The organism is Pseudomonas sp. GD03903 (genome assembly GCF_029840045.1).
GTDB classification, from domain to species: Bacteria; Pseudomonadota; Gammaproteobacteria; order Pseudomonadales; family Pseudomonadaceae; genus Pseudomonas; species Pseudomonas pseudonitroreducens.
The window spans coordinates 256,347-276,941 of record NZ_JAOCBT010000008.1 but is presented as its reverse complement, the minus strand read 5'-3'; the positions used below and the strand labels follow the sequence as shown (position 1 = coordinate 276,941).

Annotated in this window: 17 protein-coding genes; 9 read left to right on the top strand and 8 right to left on the bottom strand. The window is 63.8% G+C overall.

Annotated features, from left to right (window positions below):
* Positions 1–3 precede the first annotated feature (3 nt).
* The 9 genes from N5C91_RS15605 (at position 4) to N5C91_RS15565 (ending at position 11,499) form a co-directional block, all read left to right on the top strand.
* Positions 4–1,095, top strand: a complete 1,092-nt coding sequence (locus N5C91_RS15605; protein WP_279830352.1) for a DJ-1/PfpI family protein — start codon at positions 4–6, stop codon at positions 1,093–1,095.
* A 62-nt stretch (positions 1,096–1,157) separates the two neighbouring features.
* Positions 1,158–3,095, top strand: coding sequence for an acetate--CoA ligase (gene acs / locus N5C91_RS15600; RefSeq protein ID WP_236198891.1), 1,938 nt, complete (start codon positions 1,158–1,160; stop codon positions 3,093–3,095).
* A gap of 82 nt (positions 3,096–3,177) precedes the next feature.
* Positions 3,178–4,056: an oxygenase MpaB family protein gene (locus N5C91_RS15595; RefSeq protein ID WP_279830351.1), complete on the top strand. Its 879-nt coding sequence runs from the start codon at positions 3,178–3,180 to the stop codon at positions 4,054–4,056.
* A 98-nt stretch (positions 4,057–4,154) separates the two neighbouring features.
* A complete protein-coding gene (locus N5C91_RS15590; protein ID WP_236175202.1) occupies positions 4,155–5,333 on the top strand; it encodes an acetyl-CoA C-acetyltransferase in 1,179 nt (392 codons plus the stop codon).
* A 189-nt stretch (positions 5,334–5,522) separates the two neighbouring features.
* Entirely contained in the window at positions 5,523–6,137 is a 615-nt protein-coding gene (locus N5C91_RS15585) for a response regulator transcription factor (protein WP_236175203.1), read from the top strand.
* Positions 6,138–6,237: 100 nt separating this feature from the next.
* Positions 6,238–9,357: a DUF748 domain-containing protein gene (locus tag N5C91_RS15580; RefSeq protein ID WP_279830349.1), complete on the top strand. Its 3,120-nt coding sequence runs from the start codon at positions 6,238–6,240 to the stop codon at positions 9,355–9,357.
* A gap of 11 nt (positions 9,358–9,368) precedes the next feature.
* Positions 9,369–9,659, top strand: coding sequence for a DUF2845 domain-containing protein (locus N5C91_RS15575; RefSeq protein ID WP_236198895.1), 291 nt, complete (start codon positions 9,369–9,371; stop codon positions 9,657–9,659).
* Positions 9,660–9,673: 14 nt separating this feature from the next.
* Positions 9,674–9,979 (top strand): DUF2845 domain-containing protein, encoded by a 306-nt coding sequence (locus N5C91_RS15570; RefSeq protein WP_236175206.1) that lies wholly within the window; start codon positions 9,674–9,676, stop codon positions 9,977–9,979.
* 65 nt (positions 9,980–10,044) lie between these two features.
* On the top strand, positions 10,045–11,499 hold the full coding sequence (locus N5C91_RS15565) for a rhomboid family intramembrane serine protease (RefSeq protein WP_279830348.1): 1,455 nt from the start codon (positions 10,045–10,047) through the stop codon (positions 11,497–11,499).
* A 63-nt stretch (positions 11,500–11,562) separates the two neighbouring features.
* On the opposite strand, the gene N5C91_RS15560 is transcribed toward N5C91_RS15565, so the two are convergent.
* The 8 genes from N5C91_RS15560 to infB all read right to left on the bottom strand — a co-directional run bounded on the left by N5C91_RS15560 (position 11,563) and on the right by infB (position 20,574).
* Complete coding sequence (locus N5C91_RS15560; protein ID WP_024765331.1) at positions 11,563–11,760, bottom strand: CsbD family protein; 198 nt, start codon at positions 11,758–11,760, stop codon at positions 11,563–11,565.
* Between the two features lie 57 nt (positions 11,761–11,817).
* Positions 11,818–12,165, bottom strand: coding sequence for a BON domain-containing protein (locus N5C91_RS15555; RefSeq protein WP_236175208.1), 348 nt, complete (start codon positions 12,163–12,165; stop codon positions 11,818–11,820).
* Between the two features lie 193 nt (positions 12,166–12,358).
* Positions 12,359–13,780 (bottom strand): DUF4013 domain-containing protein, encoded by a 1,422-nt coding sequence (locus tag N5C91_RS15550; protein WP_236175209.1) that lies wholly within the window; start codon positions 13,778–13,780, stop codon positions 12,359–12,361.
* Positions 13,781–13,874: 94 nt separating this feature from the next.
* Positions 13,875–15,980, bottom strand: a complete 2,106-nt coding sequence (gene pnp, locus N5C91_RS15545; RefSeq protein ID WP_236175210.1) for a polyribonucleotide nucleotidyltransferase — start codon at positions 15,978–15,980, stop codon at positions 13,875–13,877.
* Positions 15,981–16,149: 169 nt separating this feature from the next.
* Complete coding sequence (gene rpsO, locus N5C91_RS15540) at positions 16,150–16,419, bottom strand: 30S ribosomal protein S15 (protein WP_017518939.1); 270 nt, start codon at positions 16,417–16,419, stop codon at positions 16,150–16,152.
* A 98-nt stretch (positions 16,420–16,517) separates the two neighbouring features.
* Positions 16,518–17,432 carry a tRNA pseudouridine(55) synthase TruB gene (gene truB, locus N5C91_RS15535; RefSeq protein WP_279830347.1) on the bottom strand — a complete coding sequence of 305 codons (915 nt, stop codon included), beginning with the start codon at positions 17,430–17,432 and terminating at the stop codon, positions 16,518–16,520.
* 3 nt (positions 17,433–17,435) lie between these two features.
* Positions 17,436–17,825: a 30S ribosome-binding factor RbfA gene (rbfA, locus tag N5C91_RS15530; RefSeq protein ID WP_169936507.1), complete on the bottom strand. Its 390-nt coding sequence runs from the start codon at positions 17,823–17,825 to the stop codon at positions 17,436–17,438.
* A gap of 211 nt (positions 17,826–18,036) precedes the next feature.
* Positions 18,037–20,574 (bottom strand): translation initiation factor IF-2, encoded by a 2,538-nt coding sequence (gene infB / locus N5C91_RS15525; protein ID WP_236175213.1) that lies wholly within the window; start codon positions 20,572–20,574, stop codon positions 18,037–18,039.
* Between the last annotated feature and the right edge of the window lie 21 nt (positions 20,575–20,595).

Sequence of the window (20,595 nt, the reverse complement as noted above, 5' to 3'; positions counted from 1 at the left end):
GCCATGCACTCCTTCCCGCTACTGCTCTGCCTGCTGCTCTGCAGCCTTTGCGCCCGAGCCGACGATGGGGCGCTGCCGCCCTATCAACCGCGCTTCGGCCGCGAACGCCCGGTCATCGCCGTCGTCGCGCAGAATCGCATGACCGAACTGGCCGACTACGTCGTCCCCCTCGGCGTACTGCGGCGCTCAGCGGCGGCGGAGGTGCTCGCCCTCGCCACGGAGCCCGGGCCGGTGCAACTGATGCCAGCCCTGCGACTACAGCCACAGGCCAGCCTGGACGCCTTCGAACAACGTTATCCACAGGGCGCTGACTACCTGATCGTGCCCGCTGTGCACGACAGCGCAGACCCCGCCCTGCTGGGCTTCGTCCGGGCGCAAGCCGCGCAGGGCACAATCATCATCGGTATCTGCGACGGTGTACTGGTACTCGGCAATGCCGGCCTGCTGCACGGCCGGCGCGCCACGGGGCACTGGTATTCGCGCAGCCAGCGTCAGCGGGAGTTTCCCGATGCGCGCTGGATCGAGAATCGCCGCTACATCGCCGACGGCAACATCATCACCACCTCCGGTGTTACCGCGGCGCTACCGGTATCGCTCGCACTGGTGGCGGCTATCGCCGGGCAGCCCAGAGCTGCCCGGCTCGCTCGCGAGTTCGACGTGCAGGACTGGTCAGCCCAACACGACAGCCAGCGCTTCAGCCTGGGCGCCAGTGGCTACCTGACCGCCGCCGGCAACTATCTGGCGCTGTGGAACCACGAGGACTTCGATGTTTCCCTGGAGCCAGGCTTCGATGAAGTCAGCCTGGCACTGGCCGTGGATGCCTGGGCGCGCACCTTCCGCAGCGAAGTGCAGGCCACTGCAGCACACCCCGTCACCAGTGCCGGGGGCCTGATCTTCCTCCCCGACCAGGCCGACAGGCATCCGCCACTGCCCGGACTCGGCGCCACGGCGATCCAGACGCTCGACAGAGCACTCGATGCCATCGCCCGGCGCTACGGTGAAGCGACCCGGCAACTGGTCGCTGCCCAACTGGAATACGCCTCGCCTGAACAATCCGGCCACCTGGCGCGTCGAAACAACATGGACAACCCTTGAACCCGCCATGCCTTGGATGCACCCTTGAGGGCATCTCGGCTCAACAACAACAAGGATTCCCCATGTACGAGATCAGCCTTCACCCCGTGCCGGAGGCCGTACGCAAGCGTGCCTACCTCGACAACGACGCCTACCAGCGCCTCTACCGGCAGTCGGTAGACGACCCGGAAGCCTTCTGGGGCGAGCAGGCCAAGGCCTTCCTCGACTGGTTCAAGCCCTGGCACTCGGTGCACCGCGGCGACCTGGCGAAGGGCCAGGCGTCCTGGTTCAAGGGCGGCCAGCTCAACGTCACTTACAACTGCATCGACCGCCACCTGGAACAGCGCGGCGAGCAGGTCGCGATCATCTGGGAAGGCGACAACCCGGCCGAGTCCGCCAACATCACCTACCGCAAGCTGCACAGCCACGTCTGCCGCCTGGCCAATGTGCTGAAGAGCCGCGGCGTGGAGAAGGGCGATCGGGTCTGCATCTACATGCCGATGATCCCCGAGGCGGCCTACGCCATGCTGGCCTGCGCACGAATCGGCGCGATCCACTCGGTGGTATTCGGTGGATTCTCCCCGGATGCCCTGCGCGACCGTATCAACGACGCCGATTGCCGTACGGTGATTACCGCCGACGAAGGCGTGCGCGGCGGCAAGTACATCCCGCTGAAGAAGAACGTGGAAAAGGCCCTGGCCGACTGCCCGAACGTCTCCACGGTGGTGGTGGTCGAGCGTACCCAGGGCGAGATCCCGTGGGTCGAAGGGCGTGACCTCTGGTACCACGAAGCGCTGGGCGAAGTCAGCGAGGACTGTGCTGCGGAGCCGATGGACGCCGAGGACCCGCTGTTCATCCTCTACACCTCCGGCTCCACCGGCAAACCCAAGGGCGTGCTGCACACCACCGGCGGCTACCTGCTGGGCGCGGCGATGACCCACAAGTACGTGTTCGACTACCACGACGGCGACATCTACTGGTGCACCGCGGACGTCGGCTGGGTCACCGGCCACAGCTACATCGTCTATGGCCCGCTGGCCAACGGCGCCACCACCCTGATGTTCGAAGGCGTGCCGAACTACCCCGACGCCTCGCGCTTCTGGCAGGTGATCGACAAGCACCAGGTGAACATCTTCTACACCGCACCGACCGCGATCCGCGCACTGATGCGCGAGGGCGAGGCCCCCGTGCAGAAAACCGACCGCAGCAGCCTGCGCCTGCTGGGTTCGGTGGGCGAGCCGATCAACCCGGAAGCCTGGGAGTGGTACTTCAACGTGGTCGGCGAGCAGCGCTGTCCCATCGTCGACACCTGGTGGCAGACCGAAACCGGCAGCATCCTGATCACCCCGCTGCCCGGCGCCACCGATCTCAAGCCAGGCTCGGCCACTCGGCCCTTCTTCGGTGTGCAACCGGTACTGCTGGATGAGCAGGGCAAGGAAATCGACGGCCCCGGCTCCGGCGTGCTCGCCGTCAAGGCCAGTTGGCCCAGCCAGATCCGCAGCGTCTATGGCGATCACCAGCGGATGATCGATACCTACTTCAAACCCTATCCCGGCTACTACTTCACCGGCGACGGCGCGCGCCGCGACGAGGATGGCTACTACTGGATCACTGGTCGCGTGGACGACGTGATCAACGTTTCCGGCCACCGCATCGGCACCGCCGAGGTGGAGAGCGCGCTGGTACTGCATGACTCGGTCGCCGAGGCTGCCGTGGTCGGCTATCCGCACGACCTCAAGGGCCAGGGCATCTACGCCTTCGTCACGACCATGAATGGCATCGAACCCAGCGACGCGCTCAAGCAGGAGCTGCTGGCCCTGGTGAGCAAGGAGATCGGCAGCTTCGCCAAGCCGGAAATGCTGCAGTGGGCGCCGGGCCTGCCCAAGACCCGCTCGGGCAAGATCATGCGGCGCATCCTGCGCAAGATCGCCTGCAATGAACTGGAAAACCTTGGCGACACCTCGACCCTGGCTGACCCCAGCGTGGTCCAGGGGCTGATCGACAACCGCCTCAACCGTTGACCCGCGCTACAGGCCACAGGGGCAAAGATGCTAGGTTTAGAGAACAGACCTGTCGTCCTTGCCCCAAGGCCTGTCCGCCGCAATGGAAACCGTACGTCGTCATATCGAAAGCCAGGTACTCAGCCTGACCGGCCTCGCCCTGGGCGGGGTCGACTTCGAGTCGCCCAAGGGCGACCCCGGCCTGTTCGGGCCGGACTCCGTGAGCTGGAAAGTCCACGGTGACTTCAGCTCGATGCTCATCGGTGGCATCAGCGCCCTGCTCCTGCAGATGCTCCATCCGGGCGCACTCGGTGGCGTGTGGGACCACTCCAACTTCCGCGCCGACACGCTCGGTCGCCTGCGCCGCACCGGGCAGTTCATTTCCGCCACCACCTATGGCTCGCGCGGCGACGCCGAGAAACTGATCGAGCGGGTGCGCCGTATCCACGACAACGTCCATGGCACGCTGCCCGATGGCTCGTCCTACGCCGCCAGCGACCCGGACCTGCTCACCTGGGTGCACGTCGCCGAAGTCAGCTGCTTCCTCGCCTCGCACCTGCGCTACCTGAACCCGAATCTTCCCGGCGACGAACAGGACCGTTACTACGACGAGATCGCTCTCATCGCCGAGCGACTCGGAGCGCGCGACGTTCCGCGCTCCCGTGCGGAGGTTGCCGCCTACCTGCAACGCATGCGGCCACAGCTTCGCTACGACGAACGCACCCGCGAGGTGGTCAGCGTACTGTTCAACGCACCCGCCCCCAGCTTCCTCGCCAAGCCCTTTGGCATGTTGATGATGCGCGCCGGCATCGACCTGCTGCCCGACTGGGCCGCCGACCAACTCGGCCTCAGCCTGGGCAGCCTGCAGCGCCAGCTGATCCGCTCCAGCGTGAAGCGCAGCGTGCCGCTGCTGCGCTGGGCAGTGCGCAATGGCTCGCTGCACCGCGCACGCCGTCGCATGGGACTACCGCCTCTGCGCTGAAACGTGACTACCCGGTTCGCGGGGTGGTGAGCCGGCGGCGGGCGTGCAACCATGGCCCTTCGCTGCGGCCTCGCCGCTCCCGACAGAGGATTCGTGTCATGCAAGAAGTCGTCATCGTCGCTGCCACCCGTACCGCCATCGGCAGCTTCCAGGGCTCGCTTTCCGCGCTGCCGGCCCATGAGCTGGGCGCCGCGGTGATTCGCAGCCTGCTGCAACAGACCGGCCTGGACCCGGCCCGGGTCGACGAGGTGATCCTCGGCCAGACCCTGACGGCCGGCGCCGGCCAGAACCCGGCACGCCAGGCCTCGATCGCTGCCGGGCTGCCCAACAGCGTGCCCGCGATGACAATCAACAAGGTCTGCGGCTCCGGCCTCAAGGCTCTGCACCTGGCCGCACAGGCCATCCGTTGCGGCGACGCCGACGTGGTCATCGCCGGAGGTCAGGAAAGCATGAGCCTCGCCCCCTACGTCATGCCCGGCGCCCGCACCGGCCTGCGCATGGGCCACGCCAAACTGATCGACAGCATGATCCAGGACGGCCTGTGGGACGCCTTCAACGACTACCACATGGGCATCACCGCCGAGAATCTGGTGGAGAAGTACGGCATCAGCCGCGAAGAGCAGGACGCCTTCGCGGCCGATTCCCAGCGCAAGGCCGTTGAGGCCATCGAAGCCGGCCGTTTCAAGGCGGAGATCACGCCTATCGAGATCCCCCAGCGCAAGGGCGATCCGCTGCGCTTCGACACCGACGAGCAGCCGCGTGCCGGCACTACCGCCGAATCCCTGGGCAAGCTCAAGCCGGCGTTCAAGAAGGACGGCAGCGTCACCGCCGGCAACGCCTCAACCCTCAATGACGGCGCCGCTGCCGTGCTGTTGATGAGCGCCGCCAAGGCCGCCGAGCTCGGCCTGCCGGTACTGGCCCGCATTGCCGCCTATGCGAACGCCGGCGTGGATCCGGCCATCATGGGCATCGGGCCGGTCTCGGCTACCCGCCGCTGCCTGGAGAAAGCCGGCTGGCAACTTGCCGACCTGGACCTGATCGAAGCCAACGAGGCATTCGCCGCCCAGGCTCTGTCGGTGGGCAAGGAGCTGGATTGGGATGCTGCGAAGGTGAACGTGAACGGGGGCGCCATCGCCCTTGGCCATCCCATCGGCGCATCGGGCTGCCGCGTGCTCGTCACCCTGTTGCACGAGATGCTCCGCCGGGACGCGAAAAAGGGCCTCGCGACGCTCTGCATCGGCGGTGGGCAAGGTGTGGCGCTGGCCCTGGAGCGGTAACAACCCAGCCTCGCTGTGCAGAATTCTCTCTGCACAGCGAGTCTCCGCGCACGCGGGCAGGCCAACGCCCTGCCAACCTGACTCCCCGCATGCTTTCAGTCCTACACATAGGAATATTCCGTAGGTACTTGAACAACTGGTCTATCTTCAAGATCAATGCCGCAATTATTTTGACTCAGGGAGTCAGTTATGAAGAAGCGTGTGGTGCTGATCGAAGACCACCCCGCAATGCGTTTGGCGATCCGCTCGTTGCTCGAGCAGGATCCGCAGTTCGAAGTAGCCCGTGAAGCGGCCGATGGCCATGGAGGACTGGACGCCGTACGCAAGGAACGCCCCGACCTGGTGATACTCGACCTCAATCTGCCCGGCATGGACGGGCTCGACTTGCTGGCGCGCATCCACATCTTCGACGAAAACATCCGCCTGCTGGTCCTGAGCTCGCAGGATGAACGTCTCTACTCGAGCAAGGTCGAAGCGGCGGGTGCGCATGGGTTCGTCAGCAAGAACAAGGACACCAGCGCCATTCTCAACGCGGCTCGCATGCTGGTCTCCGGCTATCGTTGCTTCCCGGAAAAGTCCCTGAGCATCGACAAGAACACCGACCCGGTGGCCAGCCTCACGCCACGCGAACTGGTCGTGTTGCGCAGCCTGGTGAGAGGGATGAGCAACAAGGACATCGCCGAGGAACTCTTCCTCAGCCAAAAGACCGTCAGCACCTACAAGACCCGCATTCTTGAGAAGCTGAACCTCGACAGCCTCGTGGACCTGGTGGAATTCGCCCGCACCCATCGCCTGAACGACTGACAGACATCACTGAAAACCGCGTCCGACGGCGACTATCGAATCGAAGAATCACAGCCGTGCCATACTCATGTGGCACGTCACGACGGAAACGACTCTCGCCATGCCCAAAGGATTGAAACGCGCGATCGGCGCGGTAGTGCTGTTAGTCCTCTTCTATTGCCTGCTGGGCTTTCTCATCCTGCCCGGTGTCGGGCTGCGGATAGCCAACCAGCAATTGGCTCACTACTCGAGCGTTCCCGCACGTCTGGAACGTATCGATTTCAATCCATTCAGCCTGGAGCTGACCCTCTGGGGCTTGCACCTGGGGGACGACGGGAAGGAGCAGGTACGCTTCCGTCGGCTCTACGCCAATCTCGAACTCGACAGCCTGTGGAAACGCAGGCTGCACCTCGCCGACGTCGAACTGGACGCGCCACACACCGAGTTGCTGTTCGCCGAGAACGGCACGCTGAACCTGAGCCAGCTGTTCAAGCTCCCGCCCAGCCAGCCGGCGCCTGCTCAGGAGGAACCGGGCAATCCCTTCCCGCTGCGCATCGATCGCATTCGCCTGGCCGAAGGCAGCCTGCACTTCCTTGACCGTCGCCCCAGCGAACCGGTGGAGTTCGTTTTCGATCCAATGGGCTTCGAACTGCACAACCTCAGCACCCTGCCTGAAGATGGCGCCGTCATGACACTGGTCGCCACTGGCCCCCACGGCGGCAAACTGGACTGGAAAGGTGACCTGAGCATCGTGCCATTCACCTCCAAGGGCAGCATCACCCTCGACGGCGTGCCGTTGAAGGCCTGGTGGCCCTACGTGCGGGACAACGCGCCGCTGAATCTGAACAACGGCATCCTCAGTGTCGCTTCCGACTACCACCTGGACCTGTCGAAGGGCACGCAGTTGCTGCTGGACAAGACTGCCATCCAATTGCGCGACCTTGACCTCAGCTCGCCTGACGGTAAACCGCTGGCCAAGCTCGCCAGCCTCGATGTTGCCGATACCACCCTCGACCTCGCCAAGCAGGAAGTGCTGGTCGGCCAGATTCGCAGCCAGGGCCTGGAGGCCTGGGCAGCACGCGAGAAGGACGGCCAGTTGGACTGGCAGAAGCTCTTCGCCAACTTCAAGCCCTACAAGCGCCCCGAGGAGCCCACGCCACAGGCTCAGGCCGCTCCGGAACCGGCCCCTGCCACAGAGGCCACGGCGGAGTCTGCCAAGGATCAGCAACAGCAGGCCTCGACCGAAAAATCTCAGGCCACGCCTGGTGAGCCCGCCAAGACGGCCCAGGCCGAGCCGGCCAAAACGCCGACCCCGGCTCAGCCCGAACAGCCTGGCGAGGCTGGCAAGGCTGTGCAAAATGCCGAGGCTGCCAAGCCGGCCGAGCCGCCGAAGGCCTGGCATGTGGTCCTGCGCGACACCCAGCTGCGCGGCTACAAGGCGCACCTGGCCGATCGTGCGCCGGGCAAGCCGGTAAACCTGGAACTGGGCCCGCTGGACCTTGACCTGCAGAACCTCGATAGTGGCCTGACCTCGCCGCTGCAACTCAAGCTCAAGACAGGTCTCGGGCCCCGCGGCCAGATCGAAGCCAGTGGCCAGGTCATCCCCAATCCGGTCAGCGCCAGGCTCAAGGTTTCGACCCGCGATATCGACCTGCGAGTAGCCCAGGCCTATATCGATCCGTTCATCCGCCTGGAGCTACGCAGCGGCCTGCTCTCCAGCGATCTGGATGTCGACCTCAAGGGTACGGAGCCGCTGGCCTTCAGCGTCAACGGCAGTGCCCAGGTGACCCAGTTGCACACCCTGGACACCCTCAAGAACCGCGACTTCGTCAAATGGACCAAGCTGACCCTCGACGGCCTGGCGTACAAGCATGGCGACAGCCTGGTGATCCAGACCGTCTCGCTGGAAGAGCCCTACGCGCGCTTCATCATCAACGAAGACCGCAGCACCAACGTCAGCGAGCTGATCATTGCGCAACCCGAATCCAGCTCGCCATCGGCGAACAAGGGCAGTGCTTCCGGCGGAAACAGCAAGCCGCTGGGTATCCGCATCGGCGGCGTGAAGATCAACAACGGCTCGGCCAACTTCGCCGACCTGACTCTGCGCCCGGATTTCGCCACCGCTATCCAGCAACTGGGCGGCGAGATCGGCACCATCGACAACCGCAATCCGGCCCCCGCCTCGGTGGACGTGAAAGGTAAGGTCGACAAATACGCGCCGGTTACCATCAAGGGCAGTCTCAACCCCTTCTCGCCACTGGAAAAGCTGGACATCGCCACCAGCTTCAAGCGGGTCGAGCTGACTACCCTGACGCCCTACTCCGGCAAGTTTGCCGGCTACCGCATCCGCAAGGGCCGGCTGAACCTGGACCTGCATTACCAGATCACCCAGGGCAAGCTCAAAGCCGACAACAAGGTGCTGGTGGAACACCTGCAACTGGGCGAGAAAGTCGACAGCCCGGACGCCGTGGACCTGCCGGTGAAGCTGGCAATCGCCCTGCTCAAGGACGCCAACGGCAATATCGACATCCAACTGCCGGTGGAAGGCGACCTGAACAATCCGCAGTTCAGCGTCATGCCCATCGTCTGGCAGACCTTGCGTAACCTGGTCGTGCGCGCCGTGCAGGCGCCCTTCAACTTCATCGCCGGGCTGGCCGGTGGCTCCGGCGGCCCGGACCTGAGCAACGTGACCTTTGCCCCAGGCTCCAGCGAGCTGGACGCCAGTGCCCAGGGCAACCTCGACAAGCTGGCCGAAGCCCTCAAGCAGCGCCCGGCGCTCAAGCTGGAAGTCGAAGGCGTTGCCGCCGCCAGCAGCGACGGTCCGCTGCTGGCCGACAAGCGCCTGAAGCAGGAATACCAGAAGAACTACTACAGCATGTTGCAACGCCGCGGCGACAAGGTGCCTAGCGATGCCAGTCAGTTGGAGGTTCCCGAGGACTTGCAGCCGATCCTGCTCGAAGGCGTCTACCGTGCACGTCTGAAGAAGCAGCCCCCCGCGGAATGGCAGCAGCTCAGCAAGGACGAGCGCTCGGCGAAAATGCGCCAGGCCGTGCTCGACTCCTGGAGCGACAGCCAGTTGCTGCTGCGCAAGCTCGGCCAGGAGCGGGCGACCCAGATCAAGGACTACCTGGTTACCAAGGGTGGCCTCGGCGACGACCGTATCTACCTCATCGACGTCAGCTTCGGTGAAGCGGAGAATGGTGGCAATGTGGCCACCCAGCTTCACCTCGATAGCGAGTAAGGAGTCGTTCGATGAAAGCCCTGACCTGGACGTCCTGCGCCCTGCTGCTTTGTGCGGCGGGCGCCCAGGCGGAAAGCATGCGCTGCGGCAGCAACCTGATCAACGCCGGCGACCGCGCCTGGGAAGTCGAGCAGAAGTGCGGTGCTCCCGATCACCGTGACGAGGTTGGCTATACCCTCGGTGGCTACGACCGCCGCGAGTACCGGGTCGAGGAGTGGGTCTACGGCCCGCGCAATGGCACCAGCTACATCCTCACCTTCGAAGCCAACAAGCTCAAAAGCATCGAGTTCAAACGCAATTGAAAACGACCAACCTCATGCGCGCCGCTGCGCTCCTGTTGCCGCTCAGCTTCGCGGCAACCGACGCCCAGGCCGCCAGCCTGCGCTGCAACAGCAAGCTGATCAGCACCGGTGACGTCACCAGCGACGTGCTCAGTCGCTGCGGCCAGCCTGTGGACCGTTCGTTCCTGGGCTACAAGCAAGTCCCGGGTGAGCGCTATGGCGAATCCATGGAAGTGGCCGTGGAGGAATGGATCTATGGCCCCTGGAGCGGCATGCTGTATTTCGTGCGCTTCGAAGGCAACCGCCTGAGCGACATCAAGAGCAAGCGCAGCGGCGACTGACAGGCGTAGTGGCCGGGTGCTAGTCTCGCCGCCATTCACGTCACCTGCGCCAAGGACCGGTCGCCATGGTCATCGTCCCCGCCGAGCACCCGCTGGACTGGAAGAAGCCTCCGGTCATCACGTTGCTGCTGATCGTCATCAACATCCTGATCTACTTCGGCTACCAGGGTGGCGACAGCACACGGCGCGAAGAAGCCGTGCGTGTCTACCTGGAACAGGACCTGCTGAGTCATGAGCGCCCGCTGTTCAGCGCCTCGCTGGAGCGTCGCGAGCGGCTGAAAGCCGAGCAGCAGCGCGCCCTCGAAGCCCTGCCCCGCCAGCAGTTGGCCTGGCTGGTGCTCTCGGACCTGGAATTCGGCCACGAGCTGCGCGGCCTGCCAGCCTTCCAGCAGGACGCGGCCTGGCAGGCAGCGCGCACCCAAGCTGAAGCGGCGCGCGACCAGACCAGCAGCCTGCGCTTCGGCTTCATCCCCGAGCGCTTCACCGTGCAGGGCCTGTTCGGCTCGATGTTCCTCCACGGCGGCTTCTGGCACCTGGCCGGCAACATGGTGTTCCTGTTCATCTTCGGCTTCGCTCTGGAAGCGGCGCTGGGACGCCTCCTGTACCTGGGCCTCTACCTGTTCAGCGGCCTGTGTTCCGGGCTGCTCTGGTGGGCGCTCGACCCTTCGTGGGTACCTGGCATCGGCGCGTCAGGCGCGATCTCCGGCCTGATGGGCATGTATATCGGGGTCTACGGCCTGCGCCGCATCCAGTTCTTCTACTGGCTCGGGCCGCTGATCGGCTACCTCAAGGCGCCGGCGCTGTGGATCCTGCCGCTGTGGCTGGGCAAGGAACTGTTCGGGCTGATCCGTGCCGCCGACCACGTGAATTACTACGCACACATCGGCGGGCTGGTCTCCGGCTTCCTCGCCGTCTGGTTGCCGCGCAAGCTGGGGCGAATGCCGGTCGACGAGGCCTACCTGGCGAAGGAAGACCCGGATGCGCCGTTCAAGCGCGCACTGGCCTCGCTGGATGAGCAGATCGGTCGCTTCGCTCTCGACCAGGCTGCCGCACGCGGTCCGCAGTTGCTGCGCCAGTACCCTGGAAGGGCTGTGCTCGTCGAACGCCTCTATGGTGTGGCCAAGGGGCGCCAGGATCGCGCCCTGATGAGCGAAACTCTCAAGCAGTTGTTCGCCCTGCCGCCGTCCCCCGCAGCCGATGCCTTGCTGCGCCGGCTCGCGGTGGAAAGCGCCGGCAGCGATGCAGGGCTGCTCGCGCACCCGACGATTCAACTGCATCTGCTGCGCAAGCTGCTGCAACTCAATGAAGCGCCCCAGGCGCTGAGCAGCTGGCGCCGCCTCGCGCGCTCCGGCCAACTGCCGGAACCCATGCCCGGCCTGACCCTGCAACTGGCCAAGCAGATGGGCCAGAAAGGCGATTTGCAGGCAGTGCGCGAGCTCTCGCGCTTCCTCCGCCAACACTTCCCGGAAGCGGACCCAACCCGCCAACTGACGATCTATCAGCAGCACCTGGCGCCTTGACCCACCCAACAAAAAGCCCCGCCGGCGAATCGGCGGGGCTTGTGTCATCCGTGTGCCTGGGCGTTACAGGTGACGGCTGAAATCGCGGACTTCCTCTTCCGCTTTCTCGCGGGTCCAACCGTAGCGCTCCTGCAGTTTGCCCACCAGGTATTCGGCATGTCCGTCCGCCGCCTGCAGGTCGTCGTCAGTGAGCTTGCCCCACTTTTCCTTGAGAGAGCCGGACAGCTGCTTCCACTTGCCTTTGATGACGTCAGTGTTCATGGCGATCCTCCTGTTCGAGGGTTGGATGGGGTAAGTCGTTCGAGGCTAGGCGCGCCCTTACTCGACCGACTTCAGGCCGTCAGCCGATACGGCTTTCACGCCTTTGATGTCCTGTGCAGTCTTCACCGCCAGTTCCTTCTCGGCATCGGTCTTGACGTTACCGGACAGGGAAACCACGCCCTTGTTGGTCTCGACCTTGATGTTGGTGCCGCTGATGTCCTTGTTGGCGATCAGGCTGGACTTCACCTTGCTGGTGATCCAGGTGTCGGAAACCGCCTCTTCAGTTTTCTGGACGGTGTCATTGGCGGCCAGAGTCGTCGGCTGGGCGAACACCGAGTTGGCGAACGAGAAGCTCAGAGCGGTTGCGGTGGCAGCGGCAAGGGCCAGTTTGTTGAAACGTTTCATGGCGGTTTCTCCTGAATTATTGGAAAACTGCGGCCCGTTCCTGGCAGCAGTTGCACTAGGACTATCGCAAGCCCTGTGCCAGTTTTCCTAAATCAGTAAAAACCTTATAAATCAGATAGTTAAGAATAAACCAAAAACACCTGTCGCTTGCAGATTGCAAAACCCGCCGCTGCGCTTCGTGCAGGCTGCACGATCAGGTGCCGGAGCTGCGACCCAGTTTGGCTAGCACGGCTTCAAGCTGTACCACCTCGCCCATCTGCTCGAATGCCGGGTAGCGCTGGCGAATGAAGGCCAGCAGTTGCTGGGCAGGCTCCACCTGCCCCAGCTCTTCGGAGAATGCACGTGCAGCCATCAGATAGGCGCGCGCGATGCCGGGATAATCCGGGAAGCGCTTGTGCAGGTTACGCAGCAGGCTAAGTCCCTCGCGGGCCTTGTGCCGCTCGATCAACACCTCGGCGATGCGTTCGCAGACTGTCGGGTCTTCCGGCAGGTAATCCGCCTGCAGCTGCCGGGCATTGAGGAAGGCGCTGGCGGCAAGCTGTGGATTGAGACGGCTGGCCAGCCCAAGGTAATGCGGCAGGTGGTTCAGGCATTCTGCACGCTCGTTGAGAGCGAACAGCAGTTGGTGATAGCGCTCGTTCAGCTTGAGATCCTGGCGCCCCTCGCGCAAGGCGGCGAGGAGGATCTCCAGCGCCGCTCCGGTCTGCCCTTCCTTGACCCGCACCTCAGCCTCGGCTAGGGCCTTGCGGCGGTGCCATTCCGGCGCGGCGAAGCCGGCTGGCGCATCTTCGCCGGCGGAGACGTAGCCCAGCGCCCCCTGATACTGGAACACGGCATAGCCCATCATGGCGCACATCACCACGCTGAAGTAGCCCGTCAACGCAGCGACCACGGGCACCATCACCACCCTGGGCAAGCCATGGGACAGCAGCCAGCCGACGTAGGTCGGCGACTGCCAGAGGATGAACAGGAATACACAGAGGATCAGATATCGCCAGCCCATGGCCGCGATCACCTGCCCCACTTCACCGGGGCTGAGCGCCGCGCCCAGACTCTTGTCCAGGGACAGGCGAATGATGCTCGCCGGCAACACCAGCATGATGGCGATATTGGCCGCCCAATAGATCGCCTCGCTGTGGAAGTCGGCTGCCAGCCAGAGCAGCACCAGGGCAATCAGGAACACCGCCAGTTGCTGGAAGAACGTCCGCAGGCTGTCAGCACTGAAGGCTTCCAGCAGGCCCGGGGCTTCCTGGCCGCCAAAGCTGGCCGCTTCGATCACGCTGTGCAGGTACTTGGTCGCCACACTGAATAGCGCGATCCAGAGCAGGAAAACCGCCGGCATGAACACACAGGCCAATGCCAGTAGTGCGCAGAACGCCAGTGGCCCCGCCTGGAAGCCATAGGCAAAGAATTTCGGCAGGCGCTCCCAGAAGGGTTGCGCGGTGTTCGCCGCCCCCAGGAAGCGCAGGTGGCCACGGCACAGCGGGCAAGACGGCGCATACTCTGGAGCGTCGGCGTTCAAGGGAATGCAGCAGTCACCGTAGTGGCGCTCGCAGGGCTGGCAATGCCAGGTCGCGGGTTGGGCACTGTGGTAGTGACAGTAACGCTTGTCCATCTCGGGGCATCCTTGGAGCGAGATCGGCGATTGGCGCATTCTCAAGGCAAAAAAAGAGGGCCCGCAAGGGGCCCTCTTTCATTTCACCGTTTGCTTACACGCCAGAGGCTTCAGCAGCGGCTACGTCCTTGATGGACAGCTTGATGCGGCCACGGTTGTCCACATCGAGAACCAGGACTTTGACTTCCTGGCCTTCCTGCAGAACGTCGGTGACCTTGTCGATGCGCTTGTCGCTGATTTGCGAGATGTGCACCAGACCATCCTTGCCCGGGAGGATGTTGACGAAGGCGCCGAAGTCGACGATGCGCTCAACCTTGCCAACGTAGATCTTGCCGATTTCGGCTTCCGCGGTGATACCCAGGACGCGCTGCTTGGCGGCCTCGGCAGCTTCCTTGGTTTCGCCGTAGATCTTCACGCTGCCATCGTCCTCGATGTCGATCGAGGCCTTGGTCTCTTCGCAGATGCTGCGAATGGTGGCGCCGCCCTTGCCGATGACGTCGCGGATCTTGTCGGTGTCGATCTTCATCTGGATCATGGTCGGAGCGTTTTCCGACAGCTCGGCGCGCGGAGCGGCGATGATCTGGTTCATCTGGCCGAGGATGTTCAGGCGAGCTTCCAGGGCCTGGCCCAGGGCGATCTCCATGATCTCTTCGGTGATGCCGTTGATCTTGATGTCCATCTGCAGGGCGGTCACGCCCTTGTCGGTACCGGCGACCTTGAAGTCCATGTCGCCCAGGTGGTCTTCGTCACCCAGGATGTCGGTCAGGATGGCGAACTTGTCACCTTCCTTCACCAGGCCCATGGCGATACCGGCAACCGGCGCCTTGACCGGAACACCGGCGTCCATCAGAGCCAGGGAAGCGCCGCAGACCGAAGCCATGGAGCTGGAGCCGTTGGACTCGGTGATCTCGGAAACGACGCGGATGGTGTAGGGGAACTCGTCCTGGGTCGGCAGCATGGCAGCAACGCTGCGACGTGCCAGACGGCCGTGGCCGATTTCACGACGGCCTGCGCTGCCCATGCGGCCACACTCGCCTACCGAGAACGGCGGGAAGTTGTAGTGCAGCATGAAGGGGTCTTTGCGCTCGCCTTCGAGGGTGTCGAGCAGCTGGGCGTCACGGGCGGTGCCAAGGGTGGCAACGACCAGGGCCTGAGTTTCGCCACGGGTGAACAGCGCCGAGCCGTGGGTCTTGCCCAGTACGCCGACTTCGATCTTCAGCGGGCGAACGGTGCGGGTGTCGCGGCCATCGATACGCGGTTTGCCGTTGACGATGTTTTCGCGAACGGTGCGGTATTCCAGCAGGCCGAAGACTTCTTTGACTTCACCCGCGGAGAACTGGCCTTCGCCTTCGCCGGCGAACTTGGCGACGATCTGCTCGCGCAGGGCGTCCAGGGCCGCGTAACGGTCCTGCTTGACGGTAACGGTGTAGGCCTCGGAGATGGCAGCACCGAACTCGGCCTTGATGGTGTTGACCAGGGTGGTGTTTTCGACCGGTGCGGTCCAGTTCCAGCTCGGCTTGCCGGCTTCGGTTGCCAGTTCGGCAATGGCACGGATGACTGCCTGGAACTCTTCGTGGGCGTACAGAACGGCGCCCAGCATCTGGTCTTCCGTCAGCTCGTCGGCTTCGGACTCAACCATCAGTACGGCGTCGGAGGTACCGGCCACGACCATGTCGAGGCTGGAGCTCTGCTGCTGTTCGTAGGTCGGGTTGAGGATGTAGCCGATTTCCGGGTGGAAGCCAACACGGGCAGCGCCGATCGGGCCGGCGAACGGAATGCCGGAGATCGCCAGGGCGGCGGAGGTGCCGATCATGGCGGCGATGTCCGGATCGGACTTCTTGTTGGTGGAAACGACGGTGCAGACGACCTGCACTTCGTTCATGAAGCCTTCCGGGAACAGCGGACGGATCGGGCGGTCGATCAGGCGCGAGGTCAGGGTTTCCTTCTCGGAAGGACGGCCTTCACGCTTGAAGAAGCCACCGGGGATACGGCCGGCTGCGTAGGTTTTCTCCTGGTAGTGCACGGAGAGCGGGAAGAAGCTCTTGCTCGGGTCGGCCTGCTTGGCGCCGACAACGGTGCAGAGCACGGTGACGTCGTCCATGGTGACCAGGACGGCACCGGTGGCCTGGCGGGCAATGCGGCCAGTCTCGAGGGTTACGGTCGACTGACCGAACTGGAATTTCTTGATTACCGGGTTCACGGTTTCTTTACCTTCGCTTTAGTTGCCTTGGGGGAAATTGTGGAAATGCCGGGAGTCGGACCCGAATTCATTCCCTATAAAAGCGAGAAAGCCGGGAGCCGAAGCCGATGAGCGGTATACACCGCCCATCGACCCCGGACTCCCAGCTTCCCACTTCAGGCTTGCCGTCTTAGCGACGCAGGCCCAGGCGACCGATCAGGGCGCTGTAACGAGAGGTGTCCTTGCTCTTCAGGTAGTCCAGCAGCTTACGACGCTGGTTAACCATACGGATCAGGCCACGACGGGAGTGGTGGTCTTTGCCGTTGGCCTTGAAGTGGTCCTGCAGCTTGTTGATGTTGGCGGACAGCAGTGCAACCTGCACTTCCGGGGAACCGGTGTCGCCTTCAGCTTGCTTGTACTCGTTAACGATCTGGGCTTTTTCTTGGACGCTCAGTGCCATGATGGGGCTTCCTCTGAGGTAACAGGCCAGGGACTTCTCCCTGTGTTCATAGTAAGAGGTGTGACCGTGCCTGCTGACAGCCACCCTCGGTTTCGGTCTTAAGACCGAATCAGTCGACGCGGCGCCAGGCGCCCGTCATCGGTCACTTCACCGATACCGATGAAACGACCTTCGTGATCCTGCACCCGCAGCATGCCGAACTTCGGCACCTCGGGAGCGCGTACCGGCTGACCATGCAGCCAGTAATAGGCGCTGTGCTCTGACAACTGCAGCAGCGGCCAGTGTTCCAGCCCGGCATCCACCGGAAGCAGGAAACAGTCGAGGGCTTCATTGCCACCCTCGGCATGGGCCTTCTCGAGCTCCTCGAGCGTCACCGACTGGTTCAGCTGGAACGGCCCGGCCTGGGTCCGGCGAAGGGCAGCGACGTGTGCGCCACACCCGAGTTCGCGGCCCAGGTCTTCGACCAGCGTGCGAATGTAGGTGCCCTTGCTGCAGGAAACGGCCAGGGTCGCACAGGGCGACTCGAAGGCGAGTAAATCCAGGCGCGCAATAGTAACAGAACGCGCCTCGCGCTCCACTACCTCTCCTGCACGAGCCAGCTTGTAGAGCGGCTGCCCGTCCTTCTTCAGGGCCGAGTACATCGGCGGCACCTGCTCTATATCGCCGCGGAAGCGCGGCAGCAGGGCCTCGACAGCCTCCCGACCGGCGGTCACATCGCGCTGCTCAACCACCTCGCCCTCGGCATCGCCGGTGGTGGTGGTGACGCCCAACTGGGCCACCGTCTCGTAGGCCTTGTCGGCATCGAGCAGGTACTGGGAGAACTTGGTCGCCTCGCCGAAGCACAGCGGCAGCACGCCAGTCGCCAACGGGTCGAGGCTACCGGTGTGGCCGGCCTTCTCGGCATTGAGCAGCCAGCGCACCTTCTGCAGGGCCTGGTTGGAACTCATGCCGCGCGGCTTGTCGAGAATCAGCACGCCGTTGACCGCACGGCGAATGCGTTTCACCTGGGCCACGCGTTACTCCTCGGAATCGCCGCCATGGCGACGATCCGCCGCCACCGCACGCTCGATCAGCGCCGACAACTCGGCACCACGGCGGATGCTGGCGTCGTAGCTGAAGTGCAACTGCGGCACGGTGCGCAGCTTCATTGCCTTGCCCAACTGCATGCGCAGGAAGCCCGCCGCATCGTTGAGGATGCTGGTGTTCTGCTTCACCACTTCGGCATTGTCGTCCTGCCCCATGACGGTGACGTACACCTTGGCATGGGACAGATCACGGGCCACGTCGACGCCGGTGATGGTCACCAGGCCCAGACGCGGGTCCTTGATTTCACGCTGGATCAGCAGCGCCAGTTCACGCTGCATCTGGTCGCCGATACGCTGGGTACGGCTGTACTCTTTAGCCATTTCTCTAACCTGCTTACCCGAGCCGTGAGGCTCCAGCATCAATTACGGGTTTGAATTCGACCGGATGACTAGGCGGGAAGACGAAGACAGTGCTCCAGCACGGCAAGGCTTCCCGACGACGTCATACGATTGAAGGCGAATCCGTATAAGCGGCAAACGCCCGGGGCAGCTGGATAGCTGGCCCGGGCGCTGCGTTCACGCTCGAATACCCTTACAGAGTACGAGCGACTTCGACCTTCTCGAACACTTCGATCTTGTCGCCGACGCGGACGTCGTTGTAGCTCTTCACGCCGATACCGCACTCCATGCCGGCACGGACTTCGGAGACGTCATCCTTGAAGCGACGCAGGGACTCCAGCTCGCCTTCGAAGATGACCACGTCGTCGCGCAGTACACGGATCGGACGGTTGCGGTGCACCAGACCCTCGGTGACCATGCAGCCAGCGACCGCGCCGAACTTCGGCGAACGGAACACGTCACGCACTTCGGCGATACCCAGGATGTTCTCGCGAACATCGCTGCCGAGCATGCCGGTCAGGGCTTTCTTGACGTCTTCGATGATGTCGTAGATCACGTTGTAGTAACGCATGTCGAGGCCTTCGGACTCGACGATCTTGCGCGCACCCGCGTCAGCACGGACGTTGAAGCCGAACAGCACCGCGTTGGAGGCCAGCGCCAGGTTGGCATCGGACTCGGTGATACCACCGACGCCGCCACCGACCACGCGAACCTGCACCTCGTCGTTGCCCAAGCCACTGAGCGAGCCCTGCAGGGCTTCCAGCGAACCACGGACATCGGACTTGAGGACGATGTTGAGGGTCTTCTTCTCTTCCTGGCCCATGTTCTCGAAGATGTTTTCCAGCTTGCCGGCGTGGGCACGAGCCAGTTTCACTTCGCGGAACTTGCCCTGACGGAACAGAGCGACTTCGCGGGCCTTCTTCTCGTCGGCGACCACGGTCATCTCGTCGCCGGCATCCGGAGTGCCATCCAGGCCGAGGATCTCGACCGGAATCGACGGACCGGCTTCCTTGATCGGCTTGCCGTTCTCGTCGAGCATCGCACGGACGCGGCCGTAGTTGACGCCGACCAGAACCATGTCGCCCTGACGCAGGGTGCCGTCCTGGACCAGCACGGTGGCTACCGGGCCACGGCCCTTGTCCAGACGGGACTCGACCACCACACCACGGCCCGGGGCCGACGGAGTGGCTTTGAGTTCGAGTACTTCAGCCTGCAGCAGTACGGCTTCGAGCAACTCGTCGACGCCGGTACCCAGCTTCGCGGAAACGTGAACGTACGGAGCATCGCCGCCCCACTCTTCCGGGATCACGTCCAGAGCGGCCAGGCCGTTCTTGATGTTGTCCGGGTTGGCGTCGGGCTTGTCGATCTTGTTCACCGCGACCACGATCGGCACGCCAGCCGCTTTCGCGTGCTGCACGGCTTCCTGGGTCTGCGGCATCACGCCGTCGTCCGCAGCCACCACAAGGATGACGATGTCGGTCGCCTGGGCACCACGGGCACGCATCGCGGTGAACGCGGCGTGGCCAGGGGTGTCGAGGAAGGTGACCATGCCGCGGTCGGTTTCCACGTGGTAGGCGCCGATGTGCTGGGTGATGCCGCCGGCTTCGCCAGCTGCAACCTTGGCACGACGGATGTAGTCGAGCAGCGAGGTCTTGCCGTGGTCGACGTGGCCCATCACGGTCACGACCGGTGCACGGGAAACCGCTTCACCTTCGAACTTCAGCGACTCGGCCAGTTGTTCTTCCAAGGCGTTCTCGCTGACCAGCTTGACCTTGTGGCCGAGTTCTTCGGCGATCAGCTGGGCGGTTTCCTGGTCGAGCACCTGGTTGATGGTCACCGGGGTGCCCATCTTGAACATGAACTTGACGACTTCAGCGCCCTTCACCGACATCTGCGCAGCCAGTTCGGCCACGGTGATGGTCTCACCGATATTTACTTCACGCACAATCGGTCCTGTCGGGCTCTGGAACCCGTGCTGGTTACGCTTCTTCAGCTTGCCCTTGCCACGGCCACCGCCGCGACGGCCAAAGCTGTCGTCGTCGTCACCACCACTGCGCACGACGCGCGGCGCGGTGGTCTTTTCCTTTTCCTTGATCGACGGGCGATGCTGGGCATGCTTGCGATCACGGCGCTCGTCCTCGTCATCACGCTTGGGCACACGACGCGGCTCTTCCTTCTTGCGGTCATCCGCAGCAGGAGCAGCAGCGGCCGGCGCACCCGGAACAGACGCAGGAGCCGCGGCGCGCGGCGCCTCGGCAGCAGCCGGGGCAGCGGCAGTGGCGGGCGCGGCTTCAACGGCCTGACGCGCAGCATCCGCCTGACGACGGGCCTCCGCTTCGGCAGCACGTTGACGAGCTTCTTCCTCTGCCTTCAGACGGGCAGCTTCTTCAGCTGCGCGCTGTTCTTCCAGCTCGCGCTGGCGTTCGGCTTCGAGCTCTTCAGGGTCACGCTTGACGTAGGTTTTCTTCTTGCGAACCTCGACACTGACAGTCTTGCTGCCAGCGACCCTCAAGGTCGAAGTGGTCTTGCGTTGCAGGGTGATCTTGCGCGGCTCTTCCGCGCGCTCACCGTGACTGCCTTTCAGGTGGGCCAGCAGCGCTTGCTTCTCGCTGTCGGTCACTACCTGCTCGGCGTTGTTATGGGGCAGACCCGCTTCGCGCATCTGCTGCAGCAGGCGCTCCACCGGCGTATCGACCGTCTTGGCCAGTTCTTTCACCGTGACTTGCGTCATGCACTTCTCTCCTCAGGCCGC

Bases quoted from the DNA above. Each gene is read 5' to 3' on its own strand.
- N5C91_RS15605 (WP_279830352.1), top strand. From the start codon at position 4: ATGCACTCCTTCCCGCTACTGCTCTGCCTGCTGCTCTGCAGCCTTTGC.
- acs (WP_236198891.1), top strand. From the start codon at position 1,158: ATGTACGAGATCAGCCTTCACCCCGTGCCGGAGGCCGTACGCAAGCGT.
- N5C91_RS15595 (WP_279830351.1), top strand. From the start codon at position 3,178: ATGGAAACCGTACGTCGTCATATCGAAAGCCAGGTACTCAGCCTGACC.
- N5C91_RS15590 (WP_236175202.1), top strand. From the start codon at position 4,155: ATGCAAGAAGTCGTCATCGTCGCTGCCACCCGTACCGCCATCGGCAGC.
- N5C91_RS15585 (WP_236175203.1), top strand. From the start codon at position 5,523: ATGAAGAAGCGTGTGGTGCTGATCGAAGACCACCCCGCAATGCGTTTG.
- N5C91_RS15580 (WP_279830349.1), top strand. From the start codon at position 6,238: ATGCCCAAAGGATTGAAACGCGCGATCGGCGCGGTAGTGCTGTTAGTC.
- N5C91_RS15575 (WP_236198895.1), top strand. From the start codon at position 9,369: ATGAAAGCCCTGACCTGGACGTCCTGCGCCCTGCTGCTTTGTGCGGCG.
- N5C91_RS15570 (WP_236175206.1), top strand. From the start codon at position 9,674: ATGCGCGCCGCTGCGCTCCTGTTGCCGCTCAGCTTCGCGGCAACCGAC.
- N5C91_RS15565 (WP_279830348.1), top strand. From the start codon at position 10,045: ATGGTCATCGTCCCCGCCGAGCACCCGCTGGACTGGAAGAAGCCTCCG.
- N5C91_RS15560 (WP_024765331.1), bottom strand. From the start codon at position 11,760: ATGAACACTGACGTCATCAAAGGCAAGTGGAAGCAGCTGTCCGGCTCT.
- N5C91_RS15555 (WP_236175208.1), bottom strand. From the start codon at position 12,165: ATGAAACGTTTCAACAAACTGGCCCTTGCCGCTGCCACCGCAACCGCT.
- N5C91_RS15550 (WP_236175209.1), bottom strand. From the start codon at position 13,780: ATGGACAAGCGTTACTGTCACTACCACAGTGCCCAACCCGCGACCTGG.
- rpsO (WP_017518939.1), bottom strand. From the start codon at position 16,419: ATGGCACTGAGCGTCCAAGAAAAAGCCCAGATCGTTAACGAGTACAAG.
- rbfA (WP_169936507.1), bottom strand. From the start codon at position 17,825: ATGGCTAAAGAGTACAGCCGTACCCAGCGTATCGGCGACCAGATGCAG.
- infB (WP_236175213.1), bottom strand. From the start codon at position 20,574: ATGACGCAAGTCACGGTGAAAGAACTGGCCAAGACGGTCGATACGCCG.